Below are 26,837 nucleotides of genomic sequence, written 5' to 3'. Positions count from 1 at the left end.
TTGCATTTTTTAAAAAGCATCCTAAGTTCGATCTCAGTGTCTATCTGGGGCCTATTTCTGTCCCATATATGCCCCAAAAAAACTCCCCAACAGATAAGTAGTTTTTTCATGGATTTATGCGTAAAATCAAGAACGGCTGGAAATCATTCAATACTCACACTATCGAAAAATTTACCAGCCAACCGCAGCACGTTCTTGCATAAGGCGTGTCTGCGGTTTTTCAACTATTCAGATACATCACTCCCATCACATTCATTCCTCCGCATCAAAGGCATATAGGCTATATCACCTTGATATTTTTCTTTTTCAGATAAAAACTGTTATCTATGTATACTTTTAAACCCAATCCGTGTAGAGTCTCTGCATAAGATAGTTTGCAGTTGCCGCTTCAGCTTGCGCCATAAACCGCCTGATTTTTGCTGCCACCTGTTAGCATTCCTGTATACCTGAAACGACAATGTTTATCTACGAACTTTAAGAACACCCAAGATAAAAATTGTCAACTATATCATATATAACACATTACTAATTCGAGGCTATATGAACAGCATACTGATAATCACATCTCTCCTTATCATATTCAGCATTTTTAGTCATGCCCTAATAAAATTAGGGATTGGCATATCCAATAACCCAGACAAAACCGATGTATAAGTCAACATATCCTGAATCAGACATACAATATCGCAATGAAAATCAATAATATTTTAAGGAATATCTTCATGAAATCAAAAGACACCCTAAAGTGGTTCCCTGCGCAGCTTCCTGAAGTAAGAATTATCCTAGGGGATGCTGTAGTGGAAGTAGCAAAACAGGGAAGACCTATCAATACCAGAACATTGCTTGATTACATTGAAGGAAACATAAAGAAAAAATCATGGCTGGATAACAAAGAATTATTACAAACAGCGATATCAGTTCTTAAAGACAACCAAAATTTAAATGGTAAAATGTAATATAATAAACTTACTTTTTTATCATTTTTCCACTTTAACAACATTTTGCTCCACTTTTCCACGACCAAACAACTTGAAATCTGGTTAAAATAACACGCAACACTATTCTTCTTCCTTGAGTCCGCCCGGAACTCGAAAAACAAACCGAGTTAAAGCCATTTTTCACAAAATCGATTTTGGGTCTCACCAAAATTACGGGTTTGCATACGCATTCGTTTATTTTCGAACGTGTACATACAAATATGCACAAAAATAATCATAATTATTTTCTGAGATGCATTATGATATGAACACCAATTTCGTATAGAGTCTCACTATGTCTCAAATTTTTGCTTACTGTCGGATATCAACGCTGGATCAGACCACCGAAAATCAACGCCGGGAAATCGAAAGTGCAGGTTTTAAAATCAAACCTCAGCAAATAATCGAAGAACACATTAGTGGCTCAGCAGCAACCAGTGAGCGTCCTGGTTTTAACCGGTTGCTTGCTCGCCTGAAATGTGGTGATCAATTGATTGTGACAAAACTGGATCGCCTTGGTTGTAATGCAATGGATATCAGGAAAACAGTGGAACAACTGACCGAAACAGGTATCAGAGTGCATTGCTTAGCATTGGGGGGCATTGACCTGACCAGTCCAACAGGAAAAATGATGATGCAAGTAATTTCAGCAGTCGCTGAATTTGAACGAGACCTTTTACTTGAACGCACTCATTCCGGGATAGTAAGAGCCCGCGGCGCAGGGAAACGTTTTGGTCGACCACCTGTGTTAAATGAAGAACAGAAACAGGTGGTATTCGAACGAATTAAGTCAGGTGTAAGTATAAGTGCCATTGCCCGGGAATTCAAAACCTCGCGGCAAACCATTTTAAGAGCCAAAGCAAAACTTCAGACACCTGACATATAAAAAATAATCTCGGTGTGAGATGCTTTACGTCTTCCAAGCCCCCTTCCTTGCCGTAAATGGAAAGATACATCTAATTATAGAATTTATATGTTTTACCCTACGGCAGTGCTGGCCATTCAATATCCTGTGAAGTTGACGTATCAACACGGTTCAGCAATACCCGATACTTTTTCCATGCTTCCAGCAACGAGATTTCTTCCTCCGTTGCAATTTCCAGATCTGCAGCATCCTGAAGCGGCGCAATATGCTCACTGGCTACCTGCATCAGGTTGTTTTTTGTTTCTTCCGCCTCCCGGATCCGGAACAGTTTTTCTGCTTCCGTATCCTTCACCCAGGCTGTGCCGTTCCACTTCTGAAACTCCCCTTCCGGCGATAACCAGGTAACATTTTCCGGTAACGGACCGAGTTCAGAAATAAATAACGCGTCGCCGGAAGCCACGTCATAAACCGTTTTACCCCGATGATCTTCAACGAGATGCCACGATGCCTCATCACTGTTGAAAACAGCCACGAAGCCTGCCGGAATATCTGGCGGTGCAATATCGGTACTGTTTGCTGGCAGACCTGTATGAGGCGGAATATATGCATCACCTTCACCAATAAATTCATTAGTTCCGGCCAGCAGATTATAAATTGTTATGGTCCGTGGTTGTTCACTCATTCTGAATACCATTATGCAAGCCTCACAATATAGTTAAATGCGATGTTTTTGACGGTGTTTTCCGCGTTACCAGCAGCGTTAACGGTGATGGTGTGTCCATGTGAGCCAATCGCAACGGAGTGCGTGTGTGCACCAATACCGACAGTATGTGCGTGTGCACCTGCAGATGCTGCTGTGCCGGACAGTGAGTGGCTATGGTTACCATCTGTACTGGTATTAGCTAACGCCCCCGTAGACATACCTACTGAGCCTTGTACACCCCAGGTATTTTGACCTGAGCTTGTATAACCATATTGATAAGTATCTTTAAAAACACTGGGGTTAAATCGACGGCCATCTCTATGGCTGTGATTACCAGCTGCATTCGTGCTGCCACTTAAACTATGGGTATGCGCACCAGTGTTATTCGTGGATTTAGTGCCGTAATCAAACGACGATGTGGTTTTCGTCCCCAAATCAGTACTGGATGCGCTGGCGCTGTGGGTATGCGATTTTATGCCGTCCTGTTCCTGAGACAATACGGCACGACCACTGGCGGGCTTGCCCTTAATCGTCCAGCCACGCATATCAGGGATCACGCCTGACGGATAAGCGGCTGCAAGTTTCGGGTAGGCAGATTTGTCAAAAGTCTGCCCCTGCATCAGGGCATAACCAGACGGAACGGTATCTGATGGCCACGGGATTGGTGCGCCGACTGGGTAGCTTTCTGGTGGAAGATTTTTCGAGGTATAAACTTCTGCCCAGTCTTCCTCAAAACCATAACCGTCTCTTGAAGAACGGTAGAACAGACCACCATTTCTGTAATGCGCCTTCATCTGCAAGGTCTGGCAACTTCCGACTCCGGTATAGAAGTTAACCAGAATATAGCTGTCGCCAGAGCGGGTGACATTATAAGCGCCTGATTCGGCATTCCAGGGAACGCCACCATCCGCATCGGCATATGTATCCGTTGCCCTTCTGGCAAAAGCAGCCACATGCGCGGCGGTTAAAGTAATATCTTTGGAACCATCAAACTCAACACCAGAAACCCGTCTTGGCGTTTGCAGCTTTGTTGCTGTTAATGCATTACCGTTCAGACTTGCGGACAGTTTGGTTCCAATAACCAGTTCGCCGGTTGCGTTATCAATAGCAAACGGTCTTAATGTATTCCAGCCACCATAAACATCACCTTGATTGGTAAGCAGCAGGTAAGTTTTAGCGCCATCATTACGCCATAATGCCCCATACTCCCCACCTATCATTCGAATCTGATTACCACCACGCGCTACAATTTCGTCTGTGGCAAAAAGTTTTTTGCACGACAAGTTATCGTTAACGATTAACGAATGAGACTCATAAAAACCACGCCCACTCTTAAAATCAAGGATAACGTCCGCCGCGATACATTCAGTCGCCGGATTTGTTGCCCCAAACTTATAGGTCGTATCATTAACAACGAGATCAGCACCAGGTGCGGATATTGACAGGCCATCTTCGATAAACGCAAAAACAGGGAAAGCAGCGCCATCAACATAGAACACAGAGCGCAAATCATCGCCCTTATTACTCATCATTATTGAGTGGATGGCTCGTTCATTGTTTTGATATTGCCAGAACATTCCATAAGCATAACGCCCCCTGTCAGTCCAGCCACCAGGCATAACAAATCCGTTAAACTCGCAGTTATTCATCGGATCGCCTGCGGTTCGCGTTGCCGTGGTGATAATGACCCTTGATGCCAGTTCGCTTACTGAGCCAGCAGAACGCATAACAACAACAGGGTAATATTTTCCAGATGTTGCACCTGCAGGAGCGTTAACCCGCACATAACGCATACCACGCTTATCAGCAAAGTCTGTTTTACTGACCGCGTTAATGTTGTTCAGGAAGCGTCCCTTATCGGGTATATCAGCGCCGTTCTGGTCTTTCTGCAGACGTTTCTCTGCATTGTCATAGGCTGATTTTACTGCCTTTGGCGTTGCCGCCAGCGTTTCAGACGTACTGTTGGTCGCACTGCTGAGCTGTACTATCCCCTTTTTCGTCGTACTTGCATCCTCAAGCGCCACGGCGGATGCAATATCCTCTGCCCGTTTTGCCGCTGTCTCGGCGCGCGTTGCCGCGGATTCCGCCGTACTTTTGCTCTGTGCTGCCGCCGTCGCACTGCCAGCTGCCTCTGTCGCCTTCGTGGATGCTGTCGTGGCGCTGCCCTTCGCTGCTGACGCCTGTCTGGTCGCCTCATCTTTTGAAGCAGACGCAGATGATGCCGATGACGCCGCCGAACTGGCGGACGATGCGGCAGCCGTTTTTGAGGATTCTGCGCTGGTTTCCGACGCTTTCGCGTTCGTTTCGGATGTCTTCGCTGCGGAAGCAGACCTCGCTGCTGCGCTGGCCTGTTCAGTGGCTTCGCCAGCCTTCGTTGTGGCTGTTGAAGCAGACGATGCGGCGCTTTCTGCCGATTTTCCGGCGGCGGTGGCACTGGCTGAGGCCTGCCCGGCACTTGTTGACGCTGCACTGGCAGACGACGCAGCCGCTGTTTTTGAGCCTGCCGCAGCCGAGGCGCTCTGTCCCGCTGCCGTTTCAGAAGACCTGGCGTTCGTCTCTGACGTTTTTGCCGCCTTCGCGGAATTTCCTGCCGCTGTTGCCGAGGAAGCTGCGCTACTGGCGCTCGAGGATGCGTTCGTTTCTGATGATTTTGCCGCCTCTTTTGAAGCCGCCGCATCCCGGGCTGAGGTGGCAGCTTCTGACGCTTTCGTAGTCGCGGTGGATGCAGAAGTGGCTGCTGATTGTTGTGACGCTGCAGCATTCGTTTCTGACGTTTTCGCGGCACTGGCACTGGTAGCTGCCGCGCTTTTTGAGGACTCTGCAGCGGCAGCACTTTTTGATGCTTCAGTGGCCTTTGTTGATGCCGTTCCTGCGCTGGAAGTCGCTGACTGAGCCGACGACGCGGCCTGTCCGGCTGACGTGCTGGCTGCGCGTGCTGAGCCTGCAGCATCAGTCGCATGGGTTGCCGCCTCACGGGCTGATGTGCTGGCATCACTGGCTGACTTCTTCGCGGCTGCCGTGTTCTGTGCCACCACGGACGCGTTACGCGCCACCTCTTCCACCATCAGCTCAAAACGGCGCAGTGCCTCCGGACGGGCATCATCCTCCGTCATGGCACCGAGAAAATCATTCAGCGTACCGGGTCGGGAATCTTCATACACTGTGATGGTCCCGGCATGTGACGGCGGGAATCCTTCCACCAACAGAATAACGCTGTACTGACCGTACTCAACGTCCATACTGTAACGCCCGGCTTCATCCGGATTTTCAGATGCCAGCGTGTTCACCACCACCGTGGTACTGTTACGTTTTGCTTTCAGCTGGATTGTGCAGTTCTGTACCGGTTTTCCTGTGCCGTCTTTCAGTACACCTGAAATTTTTACTGCCATATTCACCCCACAAAAAAGCCCGCCTGAACCGGCGGGCTGTCATAACACTGTGTTACCTGGCTAATCAGAATTTATAACCAACACCCACGATGAACCCGTCAGTGCGCCAGTCACCACTGCCGGAGCCTTCATAAGCGACATCAATGGCCACGGATTCGGTCGGGTTAAACTGCACGCCAGCTCCCCACGCCAGAGACGTGTTGCTGTGGCGACCGTCATCACTTCCGGTCAGCACATCGTGCTTTTTCCCCTTGTTGTCAGTTACGCGGAGATAATCCCCGGAGAAAGTCGACACACGGCTGTAAGCCACACCCGCCATCGCATACGCGCTGAACCATTCATTTACGCGCACAGACGGCCCCGCCATTACGCTGAACCAGCGGTTACGAACGGAATCTTCATGCCAGCGGGTATCGCTGTAACGGGTCAGCTGGCGATTCTTGTCTCCTGCATAGCTGAATGACGTCACCAGCCCCAGTGTGTCCGTAAACTCATAACGGTATTTCACGTTAATCCCGTTCAGATCATCACTGCCGGGGACGTTCGTCGAGGCATGAAGATACCCCGCGCTCAGCGTGGACTGATGTTCAGACGCCCATGCAGGCGCACCGGATACGGCCAGACAAATGGCTGCGGACAAAATTGCTGCACAAACTTTACGCATAATTACCTCTCGCTTTTCTGCAATAAAAAAGGCGTCATTCCTGACGCCCTTTATTGGGGTTATAAATATTTCAACGAATACTGATGCCGGAAGCGGCTTTTTTGGTCACAATCACCGTACAGTCGGTGATATTGCCTGCCCCCTGATTGCCTTTCTGGAAAATCTTAAACTCCAGAGTGACGCTTCCCCTGCCACTCGGCATATCAATAACTGCACTGTAACTACCGGGAATGGCCCCTTTAGTTTCTCTGGATGCGATTAATACGCCGTTTTTGCGAACTTCAAAACCATAACCCGTGTATCGCGTGCCTCCTGGGTTATTTCCGCTCCCCGGATCGTCATACGCTATACCGTTAAAAATAATGGGCGGAATAATAATCTGGCGGTCAAAGTTATGATCATCGCTGATGGTGACTGTAACCGTACCGTTTGGTGTTTCCGTGTTACCCCACGTACCGACTTTTTTCGGGAAGGCTTTTGATACAGCTTTAACGAAATCTCCTCTGACCTGGGTCGCCTCCAGCATGCCCTTAATCGTACAGTTCTGGTTAATCGTGACATTGTTGAGCGTTCCTGAGTTCGCATTCACACTGCCACTGATATCCGCATTTTTCGCCGTCAGTCTCCCGTCTGATGTCAGGGAAAATGCCGGAGGATTACCGCCGCTGGTAATGGTGGGGGCCGTCAGGCGTTTCAGGAACACTTCATTCATGAATATCTGATCGCCCTGACCAACAAACATCGGCTTTGTGTTGCCATTCGCAGGATTAATCATCGCAATCCTGTCTGCTGCCAGCAGCACCTGACTCTGCATGCCGTCAGGGGTGTTCTCAATACCGGCACCGATACCCGCAATATAAAGGCGTCCGTCCTGCATCTGCTGCAGCTTCACTGCCCACATGCTGTTCAGGTTATTATTTGTATCAACCTGAACCTTCTGTATCTGCTGGATCGCTGCACTCTGGTCTTCCAGTTTCTTATTGACGGTCTGTGTTATTTCATTGCTGACATCCGTTATGGACGTCCTGATTTCAGTCAGGTCAGGCGCAAGCTGACCGTTATCAATCTGCGTCCACAGCTCCTGAGCCAGATGGGTTTTCCCTATCTCGCCTTTGAAAAAATCCAGATAGCCTGATGCATCATCACTCGGCTGACCGACAGCCTCCACGAATGCCGATTTGCCAACGGTGTTCACACTGCGAACGTAAAAATAATAATCATGGCCCGGTTTGATATTGATACTGGCGGCTATCCAGTACAGTGCCGTACCAAGATAACGCGCGCTGGTTTCAACCTGCCTGATATCCGCAATCCGTTTTTCCGAGAACCAGAACTCAAACTGTACCGTCGGGTCATAAACCGCAAGATGCGGCGTGGCGGTTATCTGAAAATAGCCCGGCGTCAGCTCAATCCGAGACGGCGCTGCCGGTGCGGCAATCCGGAACGATACCGATGCCGGATCGCCCTGCTGTCCCCACGCATTTACCGCCCGGACTGTCAGCCTGTAGTTCCCCAGCGCCAGTTGCGTGAAGCGGTATGTGGTTTCCGTCGTCCGGGCCGTGCTGACCAGCCGCTCACTGCCGTCATCCGCTGCCACGGTCAGGCGAAGCATAAAGCTCACCCCCTTCACCACCTTCGGCGTGTCCCAGCGCGCCAGCACCTGATATTCCCCGCTGTCTGCGGTGACTTCGGCAGTCAGGTGCTGCACCGCTGGCGGCGTGACACCATTCACCGTGCCGCTCTGGTCGCCGTCAAAGTGCGCCCCGTTATCCACGATGGCCTCTTTTTCCGGTACATGCTGCACGGCGGTGATGGCATACGTGCCGTCATCGTTCTCACGGATACTCACGCAGCGGAACAGGCGCTGGCGCAGCGTCGGCAGCTTCAGCCCCCATACGCTGTATCCGGCAACGCCGTCAGGAACACGGCTCACTTTTACCTTCACGCCGTCGGTGACGGACTGGACCTCCACGCTGACCGGATTGCCACTTCCGTCAACCAGGCTTATCAGCGTGGTACCGGAGGATGGCAGCGTGATTTCACGGTCGAGCGTCAGCGTCCGGGTCTGGCTGTTCACAGCCAGCACGCGCCCGCCGATGCGGATACCGGCATAGTCATCATCGCAGATTTCAATAACATCACCCGGCACATGGCGAAGCCCTTCGGCACCCACGCTGAAATCCACGGTCTGCGTCTCCAGCAGCTCCGTTTTAATCAGCCACAGCCCGGCGCGGTGTGCCTGCCCCCGGCTGGTACAGCCAAAGGCATCCATCTTCGTAACATTACGACCGTAACGGGCAATGGCCTGCGTATCTTCAACAAGCTCTGTCGCCGTCTCCCAGCCGTTGTTCGGGTCAATCCAGTTCACCTCAACGGCATTATGGCGGTCCTTCAGGGCGCTGAAGCTGTAGCGGAACGGCGCGCCATCATCCGGCATCACCACATTACTGCGGTTATAGGTCCACACCTTATCCGACGGTCGGTCCTGCACGAACGTCAGCGTCTGCCCGTTCCATACCGGCATACAGCGCATCGCCGAGCAGAAATCACTGAGCACATCCCACGCCTTGCGCTGTGTGGTCAGGTACGCATTACAGGTGATGCGCGGCTCCGTGCCGCCAAAGCCGTCCGGCACTGACTGGTCGCAGTACTGGCCGATAACATACAACGCCCATTTATCCACATCTGCCGCACCAAGACGTTTCCCCATGCCGTAGCGCGGATGGGTCAGCATATCCCACAGACACCAGGCCATGTTGTTGCTGTATGCCGGTTTAAACGTTCCGTCCCAGATACCGCTGTATTGCCGCGTCTGCGGGTTATAATTCGACGGCACCTGCAGAATACGCCCGCGCAGATGATAATTACGGCTCACCTGCTGGCTGCCGAACTGCTCCGAATCCACCTGTACGCCGACCAGTGCCGTGTTCGGGTAGCACTGTTTCACATCGATGATTTCGGTGTATGACGACCAGAGCGTTTTGTTCTGCAGCTGGTCTGTGGTGCTGTCCGGCGTCATCCTGCGCATCCGGATATTGAACGGGCGCGGCGGCAGGTTACCCACCACCACCGATGCCAGATACTGTGAGATGGTTTTGCCTTTAATGGTGATGTCTTTTTCCGTCACCCAGCCACCGTTACGCTGTATCTGAACCAGCAGGCGGACTTCCGACGGATTCCGGTCCCCCTTTGAGGTGGTTTCCACCAGTGCCTGCACACCGAAGGTAAAGCGCAGACGGTCGATGTTTGCAGACGTGATGGTCCGGGTGATCGGCGTGTCGTACTTCACTTCCGTACCCAGCACCGTCTCGGAGCCGGAGGATTCAAATCCCTCCGGCGGTGTCTGCTCCTGCTCACCGGCCCGGAACACCACCGTGACGCCGGAGATATTGGTATTCCCCTCACTGTCCAGCACTGGCGTACTGTTCAGCAGCACGCTTTTTAATCCGTCCACCGGACCTTCAACCGGCCCTTCACTGATGGCGTCTATCACGCTCAGCATCTGCGTGGACTTCAGGTTGTCCTTCGCTTCGCGCAGGGTATGCCCCTTACTGCTTCCTTTACCCATTCCTCACGCTCCATAAATGACAAAACCGCCCGCAGGCGGTTTCACATAAAACATTTTGCATCAGCGACCAATCACCACAACCTGACCACCGTCCCCTTCGTCTGCCGTGCTGATCTCCTGAGAAACCACGCGTGACCCCACGCGCATTTCCCCGTACAGAACAGGCAGAACATTGCCCTGGGCAACCATGTTATCCAGTGACGAGAAATAGGTGTTCTGTTTGCCGTTATCTGTACTTGCTGCCGTGGGCGTCCTGGCTTTCGGTGCCAGCATCTGCGCCACTCCGCCCAGGATCATACTGGCCCCTGCCGCATACATGCCCGATACAGCCGCGGCACCCAGCCAGCCCACAGGGTTCCACCATGCCACCGCAATCAGCGCCGCCCCCAGCACCACCTGAAACACACCGCCACTTTTAGCTCCCGCCAGACGCGGCACGATGTGGATCACGGCACCATTTGCCAGCGGCTCATTAAGACGGGCAGATAATTCGGTTTCACCTGCATCACGCCCGGCAATGCGTACCTGGTACCAGCCGTCGCTCAGTTTCTGACGAAACACCGGGATCTGCATGGCCAGCGCCCGGATGGCTTCGGACCCCGTTTTCACTCGAAGGTCGATGCGGCGGCCAAATCGTTGTAAATCCCCGTAAAGGCAGATGCGTGCCATGCCCGGTGACGCCAGAGGGAGTGTGTGCGTCGCTGCCATTTGTCGGTGTACCTCTCTCGTTTGCTCAGTTGTTCAGGAATATGGTGCAGCAGCTCGCCATCACCACAGTAAATGGCGGCATGATTCGGCACCGATGAACCAAAACAGCACAGCAGCACATCGCCCGGTTGTGCTGATGACAACGGCACCTGATACAGCCCTGTGGCCTCCAGATTATCCAGATAGAGATTCTGACCGTGACGCCACCAGTCATCCCCGCGATGAAAATCCGGCATCTCAATTCCCGCCAGATGGTAAGCATCCCGGAACAGCGTGTAACAGTCCGTCACCCCGTGCTCAAAGCGCCGCCCGGTGAGATGCGGCACACAGCGGAATTTATGAATCACCCCCCGGCAGACCAGCCACCACGGCAAATCACTCTGCACCTGCAGCCGCCGGTCGGCCTCACTCAGCCAGGGCAGACCACCGGGGTGGCTGTGGACCAGCGCCACAATCTCACCCTGCATTTCTGCCTGCAGCCAGTCCTCCGGAGCCATCCGGAAATAATCCTCCGGCTCACCGGAGATATTCACGCAGGGAAAATATCTTTCCCCCTTCGGCGTTCTCACCACGAAGCCGCACGACTCCGCTGGCGCACATCGCCGGGCGTGCGCCAGAATCGCTGATTCTGTCTCTGTCATGGGATTCACTGCGAAAGTTTGTTAATGGAAAGGAAGCCGCCAAAGTTGCCGACGTTATTGCGAAACTTACAGCCGCTCAGGCATTTGCTGCATTTATCCTTCGTGATATCGGACGTCGGCTGATCATATTCATCCGCGACCGCCGGACCGTGATAACCGCACTCATCACCGCGATAGGTCCAGGTGCAGGTGTTGGCCAGCATGATACGTCCCGGAAAAACGGCACCGTCCGTTTCCGTCGGCGTGGACAGTACAAAAGAGGCACTCACCGCGCTCAGTTCGCTGCACTGCTCGATGCGCCAGCGGCTGATCACCTCCTGCTCCGGATCGGCGTCACTGTTTCCGTTGACGAAGTTCACCGCATCCAGAAAACGGGCGTAAACCTTACGCCGGACCACCGTTCCTCCGACCAGACTCTGCAGGTCTTCCGCCATCCCGGTGACCATGCCGTGCAGGTTAGAAACCGTCAGTGTCGGACGGGCAGCACTGCCCTTGCCGTTCAGTTCAAATCCCGTCCCCTGAATGGGATACGCCTGATACTGTCGCCCCTGCCAGGTGACCGGCTCACCTTTTTCGTTCTGCTCATTACAGAAAAAATAACGTTCTCCACCGACCACTGTCAGATCGATTTCCCAGAGCACCACCTGGGCTGACTGAGTGAGGCGTGTCGTCTCATGATGTGTTTCCTGTGGAATATCCTGCATCAGAGACTCCTATGCCACGACCTGTTCAAAATCTGCCGTTATGGTTACCCACAACGCCCCCACGCTTGCCGACCATTTACGACAAACCACCCTGATCGGCTTCCAGTCATAAGGTGGCGTCCACTGAAATGCGCGGACGCCACCGTGCCGTTCCAGAAAGGCTTTTAAAGATGGGTGTTCACATTTACGAACACGTATCGTCACGCTGTAAGTCGACAACTGGTTATTCAGTCCCGCCGCACGACGCTGTTCATAACCATCGCCCAGCTTCACTGTCACCACTTTCGGCTCTGATACCACATTCATATCCGGGCGCACTTTCCAGTGAAACGTCTCCATTACCGATATGCTCCACTTAACCGACCACCATCACGGGCCTGCTGTTGCATAAAGTCCGCTGCCGCTTTTTTCCCAAGGTCATAAACCACCTTCAGGGCAGCCGGACCTATCTGCCCGTTCGTGCCATCGTTATTGATCTCGATGTTGTACTGCGGGGCAAACATCGCCATACCTGAACCACCAATATCCGCCACAACCCCCAGCTTACCGTCAGCACCACGACGCAGTGGCAGAATGGCTTCAGGTCCAGCTTCCCCCATCACACCCGCGCCTTTTGCAAAAGCAAAAAACGTCGGACGGTTAACCACCGTGCCACTGTAACGACTCAAATCAGCAGACTGATAAATCCCCCCATTGGCATTCAGGGAAAGGCTGCTGAGATCAAATCCCAGTACACTGCCAATCCCTTTTATCGATTTCATCATGGTTGCCTGCGCCAGGATTTTCGCCATATCTGACAGCACCGAAGAGGTGAAGGATTTGAAGTTGAGTTTGCCGGTAGTGACAAAAGTTGCCAGGCCATTTCCCATGTTGCTGAAGGCTGACGAGAACACCTGTTCTGCTGTTCCTGCCGTATTGTCTGCATCCACGGTAAAATCCTGAAATGCACGCAGGACTCCGTTTTTCCAGTTACCCTGCACAACTTCAAGCTGTTGCCAGTAACGGCGATTCTCATTCAGTTGTCGGTTCAGGCTCTCCGTCAGCGCCTGCTCGGCCTTTCTGTAGTCATCCGTGTTATATGTCCCTTTCTGCTCACTATCCCGCCTCAACTGCTCCAGCTGTTGCTGGTATTTCTGGCGAAGACTCAGTTGTACCTGATATCGCTGCCGCTGCTGATCACCCATACCCACCGTGGCGATATCCAGGTCATGTTGCTGACGCTGAACGAGCTCTTCTTCAGCCAGTTGACTGGTCAGCTGAATTGTTTTTTTCTTCAGATCGTTGAGTGCCGTCTGTTTCTGAAGCTCCTGCTGTTTTACATCCAGCAGCGTCAGTGCCTGAATCAGTTCATCTTTACGGGCCAGCACACTCTTTTCATCTGCCGTCAGTTTTTTCCCGTCCAGATCGCTGATGCGCTGCTGCAGAGCCAGAAGCTGTTTATGCGCTTCTGTCATCTTTTCAGTGGCAATGCCTGCTGACTGTCTTGCAGCAGCAATCTGTCCTTCCACCTGTGCCTGTTGCTGACTGTACTGCAGCAATAACCGGGTGGCCTCATCATTACGGGTTTCGCGTGTTTTTTTCTTACCGGATGCCAGGGCTTTCTCGTAACGTTCATTTTCACGTTGTATCGCTGCATCCCTGACAGCCTGATCGGCGTACTGCATGGAATTAATACGCGCAATTTCACGCTGATGTCGTGCTGCTTCCGTTTCATTCATCCGGTTCAGTGCAGCATTTTCAGCATTACGTCGTTTTTGTTGCTCCTGATAATTCCGCTCTGCCTGCTCTTTTGCATCCTGCAAATCCTTCTGGCGTTTTTTCTCCTGAAGATCGTTAAGACGCTGCTGATCGTATTCAACCTGAGAAGATGATGCCGTCCAGGGGAGTCTTTTCGCCCGCGACACTTTCTCCTGTAAAGCGGCAATCTGTTCATCCAGCGAGTCTTCACGACCAATATTCATGGCCGCATCCCAGAAACGACTCCACAAATCAGACAGATACTTCAGCGTACTGCCAAGCGCATTGAGGTTATTATCAATATCCGCAGTACGCCGACCGGTTTCCTCTGCCAGTGCAGACATGGCTATCCGTGCAGCATCACTGGACCGTCCCTGATCCCCAAGGACACGTATCTGCTCAAGCTGAGTGGCAGTAAGAAAATGCAGCTCATTGTCCAGAGCCTTCGCGGCATTTACAGGATCATCCTTCAGCCGCTTAAACTGATTTATGGTATCGCTGACCGACTGGCCAACCGATCGCTCCATCTGTGCGGCAGCTCTCGCCACCATACCGATATCGTTTCCACGAAATGCACCACTCCCCACCACCTGAGCCAGCACACCGGCTGCAGCATGTTGCGTGATACCATTCCCGGAAATAGCACGACTGAGCGTCCACAGCTGCCCGGCAGTGACTCCGGCATAATGCCCCGTCAGCGACAACTGGCGGTTAAATTCTTCCCCCTCCTTCTGACCGTCATACCAGGCTTTACCCAGACCATAGACGGACGCGGCAATACCGCCAATAACCCCGCCAAGCATCATGCCTTTCGGTGACATCAGAGTGTCTATCCATCCGGCACGGTTAGCCAGCGTTATCCCGGATCCCCTCAGCGCCCCTAAATTGCCGCGGGCCAGTTCACCTATCAGAACGCCTATCTCCTGGCGGGCCGCTGCACTTTTCAGACCCAGCGAATGCGTGGCTTTTCCTGCCTGCTCCATTTTGCGGATATACACTTCTGCAGCACTGCTTACCCCCAGCTGGGCAGCCTTAGCACGAAGCAACTCAGAAGAAGAAAGATTCTGGCGGGTTGCCTGCTCTTTAAGCTGACGGATAAACGCCACTTTCTGTCGGGTAGCCTCTTCCTCAGCCTGCGTAAGAACACGGGTTTTCGCCGTAACCTCAGAAATCAGCGCCAGATAATCCTGCTGACCAATCCCGCCACTGTTTCTGGACTGTCGGATCTGCTGCTGAATACGCTGTAATTCCTGCAGCCCCGCACTGGCCTGTTTCACACTGTCAATCTGACGATAAAACGCAGCAGCTGCTTTATCCTGAGCCTCCGCCAGAGCCATGGCCTGCGCCTGTTCCTCGCGCATTTTCTGGCTCAGTGCCTCCATACGCTGGCGGGTTTTCTCCACCTCGCGGGCCATGCGTTCATGAGCCTGTGCGTTCTTCTCCACCGTCTGCGCATGGACGGATGCGGCTGTTGCAGCCGAAGACGCCGCCTGCGTTGTCTGCCGGGCGGCCTGAGTCTGACGCTCCATAAAACGCTGCATACGGGCAGAAGACCGTTCTGCATCGCTGGCTGCACCATTCAGAAGGTTTTTGATACGGGGAATTTCATTTTTAAACTCTGCCGCATCAATCCCCAAATCAATGACCAGGTTGGCTATCTGGTCCATAACGCACACCTCCGGAAATACCTTCCCCAAGATGCATCAGTTCTTCGTCCGTTCGCTCCGGTATCCCGTTCTCTTCCGGTAAAAGGCTGAAATCAGCCACCGCAGCATCACTGCTGCCGGACACCATTCTCACGATCAATGCCTTCAGCGAGGCAAACTGCGCATCCATCCACACATCACTGAAGCTCTGCATCCGGAAATAATCGCCCCACTCACCAAGCTCAGTGGCCGACATTTCCGACAGCATCCGCCGCCAGTCTGCCCGCCGGAACTCCCGGGCAAGCCGCATGACAAACTGCATTTCCCGCGTCAGGACTTTTCCGGCGTCAGCACCTCATGCTCCAAATCCCCGGCATTATCAATGGCCCCCATACCGCTCAGCGACAGAACCATCTCCGCCCCCGCACCCAGGGCATCATACGACCATCTTGTAATAACGGATGCGTAAAGCGTCTCAACATCCTGAGACTGTTCCGCATTCCACAGTGAGCGGGAAACCAGCCAGGCATTGATATCCATCCCCATCCGCAGAAAAGCAATCTGTCGTTCAGCCTCCGGCAGTTCTCCCTCCCCGGCATCAAACTTTGCCGTTCGCTGCTGAACAAACATCAGATATTCAATTCTCTGCAGCCCGGACAGCTCACTGAGCACCACGGACTGTTTTTCATAATTAAACGTGTCCTGTTTCAGAAACATCATGTTCTCCACCTGCAAAAAAGCCCCGAATAACCGGGGCAAATGATGAGTATCGTCCTGTTAACCTGCTGCGCTGACAGTCACCGCAGCCACAGCCACAAAATTCCCGTCAGCGGTCATGCCCACAATGCTGACACTGCCCTGCTTCACGCCTTTTACCGTGGCCACAAGTCCGTTCAGGGTAACCGTGGCAGTCTGTGGATCTGACGAATGCACACTGATCGCTTTGTCACTGGCTCCGTCAGGTTTTACTGTAAAGGTCAGCGTGGTGGTTGCTCCCACTTTTACACTGGCAGATGCCGGTGATACTGTCAGCCCGGTAACGCTCACGGTTTCAGTGCCTTCCTCTGCCAGATACGGACGCCCCACACCGCTGATTTTCACAGTGCGGGTCATCACGTCTTTTGAGGCAATGGTTTTACCCAGTGAGCTCAGCCAGCCACGGAAAACATCAACAGTGCCGTTGGGATATTTGATACGAAACGCGCAGACTTCACCGGAGTCGAACAACTGAACCAGTTTTTTCTGCCCGCTGTCACCCGGACGCCAGGCCAGCGTCGCCGAAGTATCACCAACGGATTTCTGCCCCTGGGTTGTCGTTTTCCAGTCTGCATCTTCATCATCGAGATAAGTGTCATCTTCTGCATCAGCGGTCATTTCGCCAGGTTGCAGATCCTTCACCATCGCAAGACGCAGCCAGTCAGTGTCCGATAAAGGGTTCGCAAACGCATCGCCCTTGCCGGTATACATCCAGAACGTCGTTCCCGCACCTTTCGTTTTTGCCAGTGGATTTGGTGTGGTCATTACCACCTCCTTAATTCGTGTACGTGATCTGGTACGTGATTTCCGCCATCGCCCAGGTGGCCATCTCATTATCACGTTGATAGTTAAAACCGAGTGGGATCAGGGTGTCGATGAGTCCGGAAAGTGCTGGTACATCATTCAGGGCCGGGAAAATGGTGCTCTCCATCCACATATCCAGCTCTGAATCCGGTGCCTGTGCCCGGATGAAGACAGCAATATGCAGAACAGCCTGCCAGTCATCTTCATCCGTCATTTTTCCGGTGTACTGAGCATCACTCAGCCACACCGCCACGGCAGGCAGTTCCTGCGCATCAACAAATGCCGGAAGCCCGTCAAAAAACGTGGCGCTGTCTCCACACTGTTCCCGAAGGCGTGCCAGTACGACCTGGCGGATTTGTGTATGTCGGTTCATCGGGTCAGCCATAACCTCAGTTGTTGTTTCAGTGCATACCCCAGCTGTTTCGGCATTTCCGCAGCAATGATGCGGTCGCGGGCATCTTCAAATGCCTGTGTCAGCGGTCCGGACAGCGGGATTTTCACCACATCAATGGGGTAACGATTTTTGCCATCAATACGCCGCATCACATGCCAACGACCATTCGCCAGTTGCTGAATAAACGCATCCCGGAAAAGATATTTACCCACCTTCAGCACACTGCCACGGTACTGCAGTTTTCCACCACGCCGGGCCAGTCTGACCCGGGCTGTCCCCAGCTTAATGGCAGGCAGATTGCCCCGGTTAACGCGGATCCTGGCCGTCATTTTTCCTGACGGACTGGCTTTAAACACCCGGACACGCTGACGTACCAGTTTCAGGGGGATCCCTTTCACCTGGTTATCTCCCGCAACGGTATTCCCGGCAACCTGCCGGGTGGTAACCGAGACCGCTTTCTGTGCCACACGGTTTATCGCCCATGCGCTGGCCTGTGGCACCATACGGGTATCAAGGCTGTTCAGATTGCGGATGGCATTCTCAAGCCCCTTCATCCCACACCTCTTTACTCAATAAAGATCATTGGCTTACCGTTAAAGCGTTCATGCCGTGTGACCGTCCATTGTTGTCCGTCATAAACAACGCGATCCCCGCGCCGTGGGCGGTATCCCGAAGAAAACACCACCAGAGAGACCGCAGGTCCGGACAGAGCATTCAGCTCTGCCAGTGTTTCTCCCGGGATCACAGTCATATCGACATCATTAATCGAGGCTGTCTTTCCCATCTTTCTAACCGTGATAGCATCCATACGCGCTGCCAGCCGGGAAAAGGGATCAGACATTGAGTTTTACCGGCACTTCTTCTGCACTGGTTCCGGCATCTGCCCAGACAACCCCGACCAGCGGATCAGAGCCGCTGTTAGTCAGCTGAACTTTTCCGGACTTCAGATAAACCTTCTTACCCGTTTTCATGTCATCCGTTTTCAGCTTAGGCAGCATAAACACACCTTCGGTCATGCCGTCGCCTGTTTCACCCTGTGGAATATCGGTCAGCGCCACCGCAAAAACATCGCCCACCTGCACCAGATCTCCGCTGCTGATGGCTGCACTGGCAACAATCGCCACCGTTTTTCCTTCTTCTACAAAATTCTTTGCCATAACTGTCTCCGCACAGCCCCGTTCAGGGGCTGATTTCAGGTACAAAAAAAGCCCTTACGGGCCATCAGAGTTGTTGTCTGCGACGTTTACGCCGTACATTTCACCAGACCGCGGTGATCAACTGGCGCGACACCGGCGTCAATACGCACTTTCGTTGTCACGCCATCCACACTGAAGCCCTCCATCTGATCAATATATGGCGTATCCACACCGTTGAGATAAGCCACTTCAATCGTATCGGAGCCTTTTGACGCAGCCAGGTAGAAGGTGGTCTGGCTGTTATCATCAAGACGAGGCTCTGCAATAACGGTCGCAAAATCTTTCACCGGGTTAATAATACCGGCGTTAATGTCAGCCCCCTTGACACTTGAGGAGCGAATGACCTGGTTAGCAACAGACTCCATCGCCGTCGGTACCAGTACGAACGCAGGACGAATATTCAGATGACGCTCCCCCTCTTTCTGAACGCGCATCAACTGGCGGGCTTTATCCAGCGATGCCACGTCCATTGCCGCGCTCTCCAGTACGTTTGCATGTTTCGCTTTATCGAACAGACTTACATTATCTGTGGAGATTTTCGGGTTAGACGTCAGAATGGCATAAACCAGATCGGCAATAGTGGATTTCGCCGCACGGCCCAGCTTCATCGGGACATCGGTCAGCATATTCAGATCATCATTGATAATGGCCTGACGGGTGATACTGAACAGCTCGCCATAGGTCGCCAGTGCAATAGTGGCCTGTTTATCTCCGGTGGTGACGTATTTATATTCTGCCCCTTCACGCACCTGACGCAGAGCACTGAAGCCCCCCATACCCACACGATGGGCAATTTTAAAATCAGACAACTGACCTTTCCGCGTCCACTGTTCATAGGTTTCAGGGGCATCTTCCCAGCCCTGCAGAATGGCTTTGTTCGCAACATCCAGCAGAATATTACCGAAGTCAGACGTACTGTGTGTGAACGCCGCACCGACCATCTGCATCGGGTTATAACTGGAAACACCAATACCACGTTCAGTTAGTGACATACGGGCATATTCACGCAGGGTCATCCCGTTGTAGACATTATCACGTTCGGTTTTTTCAAACCCGGCGCGCGCCATCAGCGCCTGGCGGATCCCGTCCCCCACAAAATTACCGTTACCGGCATAAATATGAGCCGGGGTATTTTTATTGGATGGCGTGGACTCGCGCCCCATCTCGTTCAACAGCTTTTCGCGGGCCTGCTCCAGCGAACATTCAGGATCGGCAAGACACTGAGCCTGCAACGACTGATAACGCCCGCCAAACATGGCAAACAGATCATTAATACCGTTTACACGCGCTTTTTGCTCTGCCAGGACCTGCGCACGGATGCTGTTTTCATCCACCACGGGTGCTGCTGCCTGCACTGGCGTCCGGGAGGCTGCAGGTCCATCATCCTGTACGCGTGGAGCACTGTTGCGTGGCGGAGTAATCATATTTCGAATGGATTCCGGCATCTTTTTAAATTCCTCTGTACGTTTTGACTGAATACATGCCATTGCCTTAACGGCTGGTGTCACCTGATCAGCAAATCCATGTGCCAGACATTCGGCACCGGACATCCAGGTCTCATCCGCCAGCATGGCAGCAATTTCATCGGTGGTTTTCCCGGTTTTCTGTGCATAAGCGGGTAACAGAACCGCCTCAACTTTATCGAGCAGGTCGGCATAGGTGCGCATGTCCTCCGCATCACCGCCCGTAAAGCCAAATGGTTTATGAATCATCATGAAGGTGTTTTCCGGCATAATGACCGGGTTTCCCACCATCGCAATGACCGACGCCATTGACGCCGCCACACCGTCGACATAAACGGTAATGGACGCACCATGTGTTTTCAGCGCATTAAAAATGGCGATGCCTTCAAAGACATCGCCACCCGGTGAATTAATATGGAGATTAATGTGGGTGATATCGCCCAGTGCATTCAGATCACTGATAAACTGCTTCGCTGTAACACCCCAGAAACCAATCTCGTCATAAATATAAATATCCGCGTCACTCTGGTGACCAGCCTGCATCCTGAACCAGGAATTATTCTTCGGACTGGTCGTCGGTGTGCTGCGGCTCCTGTCGTTTCGTTGCGGCACTGCTGCCTCCTTTATCACTGGCCGGATCGGTATCAAATACCAGATCCAGCTTGCGGTTTTCATCAATTTCGGCCTTGCGCCGACGTTTGACATCATCCGGATTACGACCACCAGCACGTACCCAGTCTGATTCTGTCGCCGCTCCACCACGAATCTGGATTTTCCAGGCCTCAGCCTCCTTAACAGGGTCAATCCACGGCATCACCGGTCCGGAATACACCGCGGTATACAGTGAAGAACGGTCAAGATCGCGGGGTAGCCTGATAACACCGGATGCCACAGCCTGTTTCAGCCAGGCACGATACATCGGGCGGGTGACGGCACCAATAAACCAGTCCTGCAGGATCAGGTAGCCATCAGTGGATTCAACCAGCTCCTGACGCTGGGCGCTGTAAGTGCCGTTATAGTTGCGCGCTGTACTGGAAAAACTCAGACGACTGCCCGCCGCCACGGCACGCAACTGACCATTACGAAAAGTTTCAAGGTTAGGATTGGGGCGATCCGACTTCACCATTCCGATTTCTTCGCCGGGTTTCAGATCATCGTAAATAATGCCTGGCTGAATGGTAAGCTCGCGTTCCTTATCCTTGCTGCCATTACCATCCGCTTCATAGCTCTGCCCGTCGCCTTTCCGGATGTACATCCCCAGAGCAGCGGCGATCCTTGCTGCAGTCAGCTCAGAATCTTCATACTCTTTCAGGGCACTGAGGCGGATCAGCACACCGGACAACAAAGACGTCCCGCGCATCTGGTGCAGACGGCGAACAAATTTAAGATGCAGCATTCGCTCTGCATCCACTTCTTTGGTTTCCATCTGCCGTCCGGATACAGGACGACTTTTATACACCAGATATTTTTCGGGACGCCCCCAGTCATCAACAAACACGCCCTGATTCAGCCTGTTGCTCTCATCACTGGTCATGGGAATAAAGTCTGGCTCGAGCGCCTCCAGCCAGAAATGAACACCGGCAGAAGGCGTCAGGCTGTTTATGCGCCCGGAAACCATCTGGGCAAACACCTCACCATCGCGCAGCCAGGTACGCAGCATCAGACGTTCCAGCATCGGACGGGTAAACTGCCCGGTGACTTCCGGACTGACAGACCATTCACTCCATCGGGTGCGTATCTCCGCTGCCAGATCACGGGCAATGGCCCCATTGCGTAATACCGGATGTGGCTCGACAATAATCCCGTTTTTCCCCACCACCCGTTCTTCCAGCTTGTCAAATACACCAATGACCAGATCGTGGTTGTTATCAAGGTAACGGGCCTGCTCACGTAACGACACGGCCCCGTACTGGCTTAACTGGTCGGCAGTTCGGTTCTCCCGTCGGGCTTTGTGTGTCCGCGTCGTTTTTACTGCCTCATAAGCCTGGATCACCGCACGGGAACGCAGCCTTGCCGCTTTCCATCCTGGTGAAAAAACGCCAATCACATCATCAAGAATTGCCATCAGAACCTCGCCAGCCGGTACCCGGGATGCCCCCGTCGTCGTGTAATCAGAGCCGCAAGGCGGCGCTCCCACTCCTGCCGCCCCTGCCGGATCTCAGATAAGTTTTCCATGGTCATCTGCTGACCATTAAAAGTGACGGATTTTCCGTCCAGCACCGCCATTTCAGCTTCCGTATAACGCTGAATCATGGCTTCGATATCATTCTGGTTCATAACCATCCTCCAGAAGTCAGCCAGGGGTTAACATCGTCAGTTACTGTTTTCTTCCGTTTTTGTTTTTTAACAGGCGTGGATACCGGTTCCGGTGAGGATGACGGTTCGGTACTGTCCTGGACACACTCCAGCCAGGTTTCCCGGCTCGCCCACTCCGGTGCATCCGGCCAGCGGATCTTTTCGTATCCATGCAGAATGACCAGAGCCTCGGCATACACCATCAGGTCAAAAGCTTCGTTGGCACCGCGACCCGGCTTACTCCATTTCCCGTCACTGCTCCGCTCTTCATACGTCAGTTCGTCGTAAAACCAGCTCCCCAGCCAGTCAGGGAAATGCACATAGCCTGGACCTGGCGAGTCACGCCATAACGCGTTATTCACCCGGTCTTTCAGGGCATCCGTCTGAAGAAGCCAGAGCGGCACATCACCTGCGGCCTGCGCCCGGCGGCCCGTTCGTCCGGTGTTATCAGGGAATGTACGGCTGATCAGTTTTGCGCGCCGGATGCTGTCACCCTTAAACAGGTAAATACGTTTACCAAGGCCATCACGACGGCAACGACGCCAGAATTTATAGGCATTATCAGTGATCCCGTCTTCACCGCCGGAGTCCACCGCCATTGCCATCAGTCGCATTTGTTGAGAAGGATCGGAGGCCAGCGGCCAGCTTTTATGAAAAACATCCGTCAGCAGGACATCCCAGTCTTCCGGATAGCTGGCCGGATCAATTCGCTGGCTCTCCCCGTCGCAGTCACTGCGCAATGACTGCGTGATGTTGTAACGATCAATAATCCAGCGTTCGCCACGACTGCCATAGCCCGTTACCTGAACCACAAAACGGCGATGACGTCCCGCCTGCACATCCACTGTCGCCACAAGGAAATTAATGCCATCCGGCACACTGCGGGAAGGAACTGGCTCTGCCCGCTGCTCAAGCAGTTCACTTTTTCGTTGCTCCATGCTGGCACGAGGAAGATAAGGCAATCCCCAGTCGGTGTTGATAACCGCCCTGAGTGTTTCTTCGCTTCCTGTCGCTTCATACTCCTGTTCTGCAGTCAGTAATTTGTAAACCAGTTGCGCCCAGGTCTGATACGCAGCAGCTGGCCCTTCCATCCAGAAACTGGCGATACGGGAGCGGCGCGGTTCACCGGAAACGTTGCCGTTACGATCAATGACCTGACCTTCACGCAACCAGACTCCTGCACTATTGAGCTCACGCTTTTTCTCCGCAGTGATAATGCCGCTGCAGTGCGGGCAAAGTAGATACGCCGCCTCACTGGCTTTAAAGGGATCCGGTTCATTACGGTAGCCGGTCATGGCATCCATGGCTGGCTGAAAATATTCACCGCAGTGCGGACATGACCAGTACCAGCGGCGGCGGTCACCACGATTGTAAAGGGAAAGAATACCAGTCGTCGGTGGCGCTTCATGAGGCGACTTACGTCGCCATTTGCTGTCGCAGATGTCACGTCCCGGCGAGCTCTCCACCAGAGTCATCCCGGCGGACATAAATGTGGTGGTACGTTTTGAGGCCAGGGAGAAACCATCACCCTCGCTGTCGATATTCTCCGGAAAACGGTCGTAATCGGTTAAGGCGACAAACCGGTAATCCGACGACGACATAATGTTGACCGAGGGCCAACCAATTTTAAGGAACGAGCCATCCCTGAACGTCTTATCATGGACATTATTGTCGTTACGACGTGGACTCATTCTTTTCTTTACCGCCGCACTGCTTCTGAACGTTCTGTCGAGGCGCTTTTTAGAATGCTCGCGGGCCTTATCTTCGGTCATCTGCACAACGAGCATGTCCGAAGGATCGCAAACGATGGTATAGACAATCCATCCATCGATCAGACCAATGGTCTTCCCTGTTCGCGCAGGACCAACAAAAATCACCGCATCGTATTCACGCGATGCCAGGCAGTTCATGGGCTCAATGATGTAGGGTGTCAGTTCAGGATCCCATGGCACCGAGTTACCAGCCCCCTTAGGAACACGCATGAATTTTTTAACAGCCTCCGAAATCGGCATGCGACGTGGTGGGGAAAATCCTGCCGATATGTCCCTTCCCAAATTTCGGGCTGATGAAAAACCCATTATTCCTCCTAGAGACTCTCTCCTTCTTCATCAGGAATTAATTCAGCAGCACAAGCCTCGTAGGATTTTTCCTGAAGAGTGTATCGCAGGTCATCAATTGCCTGCTGTACAACGCCGACGGCCTGAGGAGTCAGGGCGCAATCGCGTTCAAGAACATCCGGAATTGTCTCCAGAACCTGGACGACAGCCTTTCTCATGGACGAATAGACGATGACTACTTCATCAACGGGGATGAGTTTTCGCTGCTCCTTTTCCAGCTTGATCCTTTCATTTTCAGACTGGTACCAGTCCTTTCTCTCTTTCGGCTCCATACGGGATGGATCATGAACAGAGTCTGCTGCCTCATGCTTCACACTAAACAGGGCTGGCCCGACATGCTGCAGGGCGTAAACGGGGTTCCCCCTGACAGTCGCAGCCACAGGAGTGTTGGCCGCGAGAAGCCGTTTTTTTACTGTGTCCCGGTGAAGCCCAAAGGCCTCAGCGATTTTAAAAACACTCCAGTAATAAGCATCACCGATCCCGCTCACATTTGACATAAGCAACTCCATCTGGCAGGTGAAAATCATGTTTATTTATATATTTCAATTAATTGTAAACTGGTCTAATGACAGGGAGAAAAAAATATTGTACAGGTGAAAAGATAAATAACTTTTAATTATCAATAAATTACCAAACATGCTGCCGCCGCCATGGAAATGCAAAAACTAGCCTTTTTCCGCGACGCTCCCGCCCCGTGGTAGGGACCCCCACTGGGAGGACCCGACAGCCTGACAACCGTTACGAGCATCTGAAACAGAGCTTTACATAATGGCATGGGGATAATTCAGAAGGACATCACAGCATGCCCACACAAATTAGTGTGAGTGTCCTGTTTCTTACTACGCGCAGGACTGACGAGCATGAGGGGAAAATACGCGAACCGAAATGCCTTATCTTCAGAAATGCAGCCGGCATCCGAACTGGACGATATTGTAAATTCACCTAAATACGAGGCATTGCTGTAGTTGAATTGCAGTACTGTATTAGCCTTACAGTGACAGAATACGATATTGACTCTGTCACTTGTGAAATGGTCAGAATGGTTAGCAGTTATGGTGATCAGTCAACCACCAGGGAATAATCCTTCGTATTCTTATCGTGCTTTACTAACGCGGCCTCAATTGCCCTGAATGCTTCCAGAGATACTTGATGTTCTATACATGCAATTACAACATCCGGGTAACCCATCGAAATGGTGCTATTAAGCATAGTTTTTACACGAACCTGCTCCTGGGAGGGGGCATCAGTGTATTGATCTTTATGCATTTTGTCGCTCCATTCGTTTGCTCTTCACTTGCGGCTAAAAATATAACGTCAAATCACTCAGCATGAAAGAGTGAAAGTTTCAGCGCGTTTCCCTTACATAATCTGTCGTTTGTATTCTCTTCAGGCATACCGGAAAGACTAGGTATTGTCACACAACCAATACCATCGACAATCGAGATTTATATCTATTCGGTAATGTTTAAATATAACAAAACCCCGTAAAAACGAGGTTTATGGGTAATTTGTATTGTTGAATAGCATCTGATGAGAAATTGATGCTAATACTATAAACATGCTAGATTAAATCAATCTTGATATCATAGCTTTCAAGACCAGTCATTTTTTCCCGTGCAGTAAACTGGATACTGGTAACTTCTTTCCCGGTCTTTTTCTTAAGCTCAATGATTTTTTTTGTTATATATTCAGAAATATCTGCTTCTGTTTTTGTTTTTAACTCTTCAATGTTCATCATTTCCTCTTTTAGTCTGTTATGACTGTCCTAGTACACAGTAGTGTCAATTATATGGAGCAAACGTATAAAAGATAAGATGAAACATCGCAATAATCAACATACGACGGTCTAAATTTCACACAAACAGATAAAGATGATTATCATTTATTATCAATGCATTAGAATCAAATCAATTCAAGAGTCTCATTGCTGCTTCCAGAATTTCTTCTGAAGTTACATGTCGATCCGCTGCTACATAAATGACTTTATGATCTCCGGTCAGAGATGGAAACCCTGCAGCCATTACAGTGAGGTGTGTTGTTTCGCCATTTGGATATTCACGCATGATGGTGTTAACTCCGGTCATCACTGGCACTACCATTGCTGGTTCAGAGTTAAAAAAAACTATTATTTTTTTCATAATGTTACCGTAATATGTGAGTATCCATCGACTAGACACTAAGCAAAAAAGCTCCCGAAGGAGCCTTCATTT

At 51.9% G+C, this 26,837-nt stretch carries 27 protein-coding genes and 1 pseudogene; 3 read left to right on the top strand and 25 right to left on the bottom strand.

Translation table 11 applies throughout. The features are described 5' to 3' along the window. Nucleotides 1–540 precede the first annotated feature (540 nt). From ACJHXB_RS06310 to ACJHXB_RS06300, 3 genes are all read left to right on the top strand, one after another. Nucleotides 541–654, top strand: coding sequence for a YnaM/YnfT family protein (locus tag ACJHXB_RS06310; protein WP_120795384.1), 114 nt, complete (start codon nt 541–543; stop codon nt 652–654). A gap of 68 nt (nt 655–722) precedes the next feature. Further along, entirely contained in the window at nt 723–956 is a 234-nt protein-coding gene (ydfK, locus tag ACJHXB_RS06305; RefSeq protein WP_000836768.1) for a cold shock protein YdfK, read from the top strand. 316 nt (nt 957–1,272) lie between these two features. Continuing rightward, nucleotides 1,273–1,863, top strand: a complete 591-nt coding sequence (locus ACJHXB_RS06300; RefSeq protein WP_000078178.1) for a recombinase family protein — start codon at nt 1,273–1,275, stop codon at nt 1,861–1,863. Nucleotides 1,864–1,960: 97 nt separating this feature from the next. Here the strand turns inward: ACJHXB_RS06300 and ACJHXB_RS06295 are convergent, their stop codons facing one another. The 25 genes and pseudogenes from ACJHXB_RS06295 to ACJHXB_RS06175 form a co-directional block, all read right to left on the bottom strand. Next, a complete protein-coding gene (locus ACJHXB_RS06295) occupies nt 1,961–2,536 on the bottom strand; it encodes a tail fiber assembly protein (RefSeq protein ID WP_001351719.1) in 576 nt (191 codons plus the stop codon). Then, nucleotides 2,536–5,934, bottom strand: a complete 3,399-nt coding sequence (locus tag ACJHXB_RS06290) for a prophage tail fiber N-terminal domain-containing protein (RefSeq protein ID WP_410233472.1) — start codon at nt 5,932–5,934, stop codon at nt 2,536–2,538. Before ACJHXB_RS06290 ends, ACJHXB_RS06295 begins: the two co-directional genes overlap by 1 nt. Nucleotides 5,935–5,998: 64 nt before the next feature. Further along, nucleotides 5,999–6,598 (bottom strand): Ail/Lom family outer membrane beta-barrel protein, encoded by a 600-nt coding sequence (locus ACJHXB_RS06285; protein WP_001233091.1) that lies wholly within the window; start codon nt 6,596–6,598, stop codon nt 5,999–6,001. A 70-nt stretch (nt 6,599–6,668) separates the two neighbouring features. Further along, nucleotides 6,669–10,166 carry a host specificity protein J gene (locus ACJHXB_RS06280; RefSeq protein ID WP_113369376.1) on the bottom strand — a complete coding sequence of 1,166 codons (3,498 nt, stop codon included), beginning with the start codon at nt 10,164–10,166 and terminating at the stop codon, nt 6,669–6,671. A 60-nt stretch (nt 10,167–10,226) separates the two neighbouring features. After that, a complete protein-coding gene (locus ACJHXB_RS06275; RefSeq protein WP_244585058.1) occupies nt 10,227–10,775 on the bottom strand; it encodes a tail assembly protein in 549 nt (182 codons plus the stop codon). Then, on the bottom strand, nt 10,772–11,515 hold the full coding sequence (locus tag ACJHXB_RS06270) for a C40 family peptidase (protein ID WP_113369375.1): 744 nt from the start codon (nt 11,513–11,515) through the stop codon (nt 10,772–10,774). The genes ACJHXB_RS06275 and ACJHXB_RS06270 overlap by 4 nt, the downstream gene beginning before the upstream one ends. Nucleotides 11,516–11,520: 5 nt before the next feature. Continuing rightward, nucleotides 11,521–12,219, bottom strand: a complete 699-nt coding sequence (locus ACJHXB_RS06265) for a phage minor tail protein L (protein ID WP_001152409.1) — start codon at nt 12,217–12,219, stop codon at nt 11,521–11,523. Nucleotides 12,220–12,228: 9 nt separating this feature from the next. Further along, nucleotides 12,229–12,558, bottom strand: a complete 330-nt coding sequence (locus ACJHXB_RS06260) for a phage tail protein (RefSeq protein WP_000447253.1) — start codon at nt 12,556–12,558, stop codon at nt 12,229–12,231. Beyond that, nucleotides 12,558–15,623, bottom strand: coding sequence for a phage tail tape measure protein (locus ACJHXB_RS06255; protein ID WP_097454251.1), 3,066 nt, complete (start codon nt 15,621–15,623; stop codon nt 12,558–12,560). Before ACJHXB_RS06255 ends, ACJHXB_RS06260 begins: the two co-directional genes overlap by 1 nt. After that, nucleotides 15,595–15,924: a phage tail assembly protein T gene (locus tag ACJHXB_RS06250; RefSeq protein WP_001161009.1), complete on the bottom strand. Its 330-nt coding sequence runs from the start codon at nt 15,922–15,924 to the stop codon at nt 15,595–15,597. Before ACJHXB_RS06250 ends, ACJHXB_RS06255 begins: the two co-directional genes overlap by 29 nt. 8 nt (nt 15,925–15,932) lie before the next feature. Then, nucleotides 15,933–16,319, bottom strand: coding sequence for a phage tail assembly chaperone G (gene gpG / locus ACJHXB_RS06245; protein WP_054628228.1), 387 nt, complete (start codon nt 16,317–16,319; stop codon nt 15,933–15,935). A 60-nt stretch (nt 16,320–16,379) separates the two neighbouring features. Further along, a complete protein-coding gene (locus ACJHXB_RS06240) occupies nt 16,380–17,123 on the bottom strand; it encodes a phage tail protein (RefSeq protein ID WP_001774465.1) in 744 nt (247 codons plus the stop codon). A 10-nt stretch (nt 17,124–17,133) separates the two neighbouring features. Further along, on the bottom strand, nt 17,134–17,535 hold the full coding sequence (locus ACJHXB_RS06235; protein WP_001079419.1) for a phage minor tail U family protein: 402 nt from the start codon (nt 17,533–17,535) through the stop codon (nt 17,134–17,136). Then, nucleotides 17,532–18,110, bottom strand: coding sequence for a phage tail protein (locus tag ACJHXB_RS06230; RefSeq protein WP_000677132.1), 579 nt, complete (start codon nt 18,108–18,110; stop codon nt 17,532–17,534). Before ACJHXB_RS06230 ends, ACJHXB_RS06235 begins: the two co-directional genes overlap by 4 nt. A gap of 11 nt (nt 18,111–18,121) precedes the next feature. Further along, a complete protein-coding gene (locus tag ACJHXB_RS06225; protein ID WP_001283153.1) occupies nt 18,122–18,397 on the bottom strand; it encodes a DNA breaking-rejoining protein in 276 nt (91 codons plus the stop codon). Next, nucleotides 18,390–18,713 carry a DUF2190 family protein gene (locus ACJHXB_RS06220; protein WP_001097050.1) on the bottom strand — a complete coding sequence of 108 codons (324 nt, stop codon included), beginning with the start codon at nt 18,711–18,713 and terminating at the stop codon, nt 18,390–18,392. Before ACJHXB_RS06220 ends, ACJHXB_RS06225 begins: the two co-directional genes overlap by 8 nt. Nucleotides 18,714–18,799: 86 nt before the next feature. After that, nucleotides 18,800–20,827 (bottom strand): ClpP-like prohead protease/major capsid protein fusion protein, encoded by a 2,028-nt coding sequence (locus ACJHXB_RS06215; RefSeq protein ID WP_077628251.1) that lies wholly within the window; start codon nt 20,825–20,827, stop codon nt 18,800–18,802. Next, nucleotides 20,772–22,280: a phage portal protein gene (locus tag ACJHXB_RS06210; protein WP_000985945.1), complete on the bottom strand. Its 1,509-nt coding sequence runs from the start codon at nt 22,278–22,280 to the stop codon at nt 20,772–20,774. The genes ACJHXB_RS06215 and ACJHXB_RS06210 overlap by 56 nt, the downstream gene beginning before the upstream one ends. Further along, entirely contained in the window at nt 22,280–22,492 is a 213-nt protein-coding gene (locus ACJHXB_RS06205; protein ID WP_001072975.1) for a hypothetical protein, read from the bottom strand. The genes ACJHXB_RS06210 and ACJHXB_RS06205 overlap by 1 nt, the downstream gene beginning before the upstream one ends. Further along, nucleotides 22,489–24,588: a phage terminase large subunit family protein gene (locus tag ACJHXB_RS06200; RefSeq protein ID WP_097454249.1), complete on the bottom strand. Its 2,100-nt coding sequence runs from the start codon at nt 24,586–24,588 to the stop codon at nt 22,489–22,491. The genes ACJHXB_RS06205 and ACJHXB_RS06200 overlap by 4 nt, the downstream gene beginning before the upstream one ends. An 8-nt stretch (nt 24,589–24,596) precedes the next feature. Further along, nucleotides 24,597–25,124, bottom strand: a complete 528-nt coding sequence (locus tag ACJHXB_RS06195; RefSeq protein ID WP_001389340.1) for a DUF1441 family protein — start codon at nt 25,122–25,124, stop codon at nt 24,597–24,599. 562 nt (nt 25,125–25,686) lie between these two features. Further along, nucleotides 25,687–25,893: a hypothetical protein gene (locus ACJHXB_RS06190; RefSeq protein WP_000548593.1), complete on the bottom strand. Its 207-nt coding sequence runs from the start codon at nt 25,891–25,893 to the stop codon at nt 25,687–25,689. Nucleotides 25,894–26,188: 295 nt separating this feature from the next. Then, nucleotides 26,189–26,362 carry a GnsA/GnsB family addiction module toxin gene (locus ACJHXB_RS06185; protein WP_001019207.1) on the bottom strand — a complete coding sequence of 58 codons (174 nt, stop codon included), beginning with the start codon at nt 26,360–26,362 and terminating at the stop codon, nt 26,189–26,191. Nucleotides 26,363–26,534: 172 nt separating this feature from the next. Next, nucleotides 26,535–26,765, bottom strand: coding sequence for a protein YnfN (gene ynfN / locus ACJHXB_RS06180; protein ID WP_000720960.1), 231 nt, complete (start codon nt 26,763–26,765; stop codon nt 26,535–26,537). Between the two features lie 31 nt (nt 26,766–26,796). Continuing rightward, nucleotides 26,797–26,835 (bottom strand): annotated as a pseudogene (locus ACJHXB_RS06175) (hypothetical protein). Nucleotides 26,836–26,837: the final 2 nt, after the last annotated feature.

It is taken from the genome of Escherichia sp. WS3227_2 (genome assembly GCF_046486495.1).
In the GTDB taxonomy this organism is placed as follows: domain Bacteria; phylum Pseudomonadota; class Gammaproteobacteria; order Enterobacterales; family Enterobacteriaceae; genus Escherichia; species Escherichia coli.
Note: the sequence above shows the minus strand (reverse complement) of the source record. Positions and strands in the feature narration are given on the sequence as shown.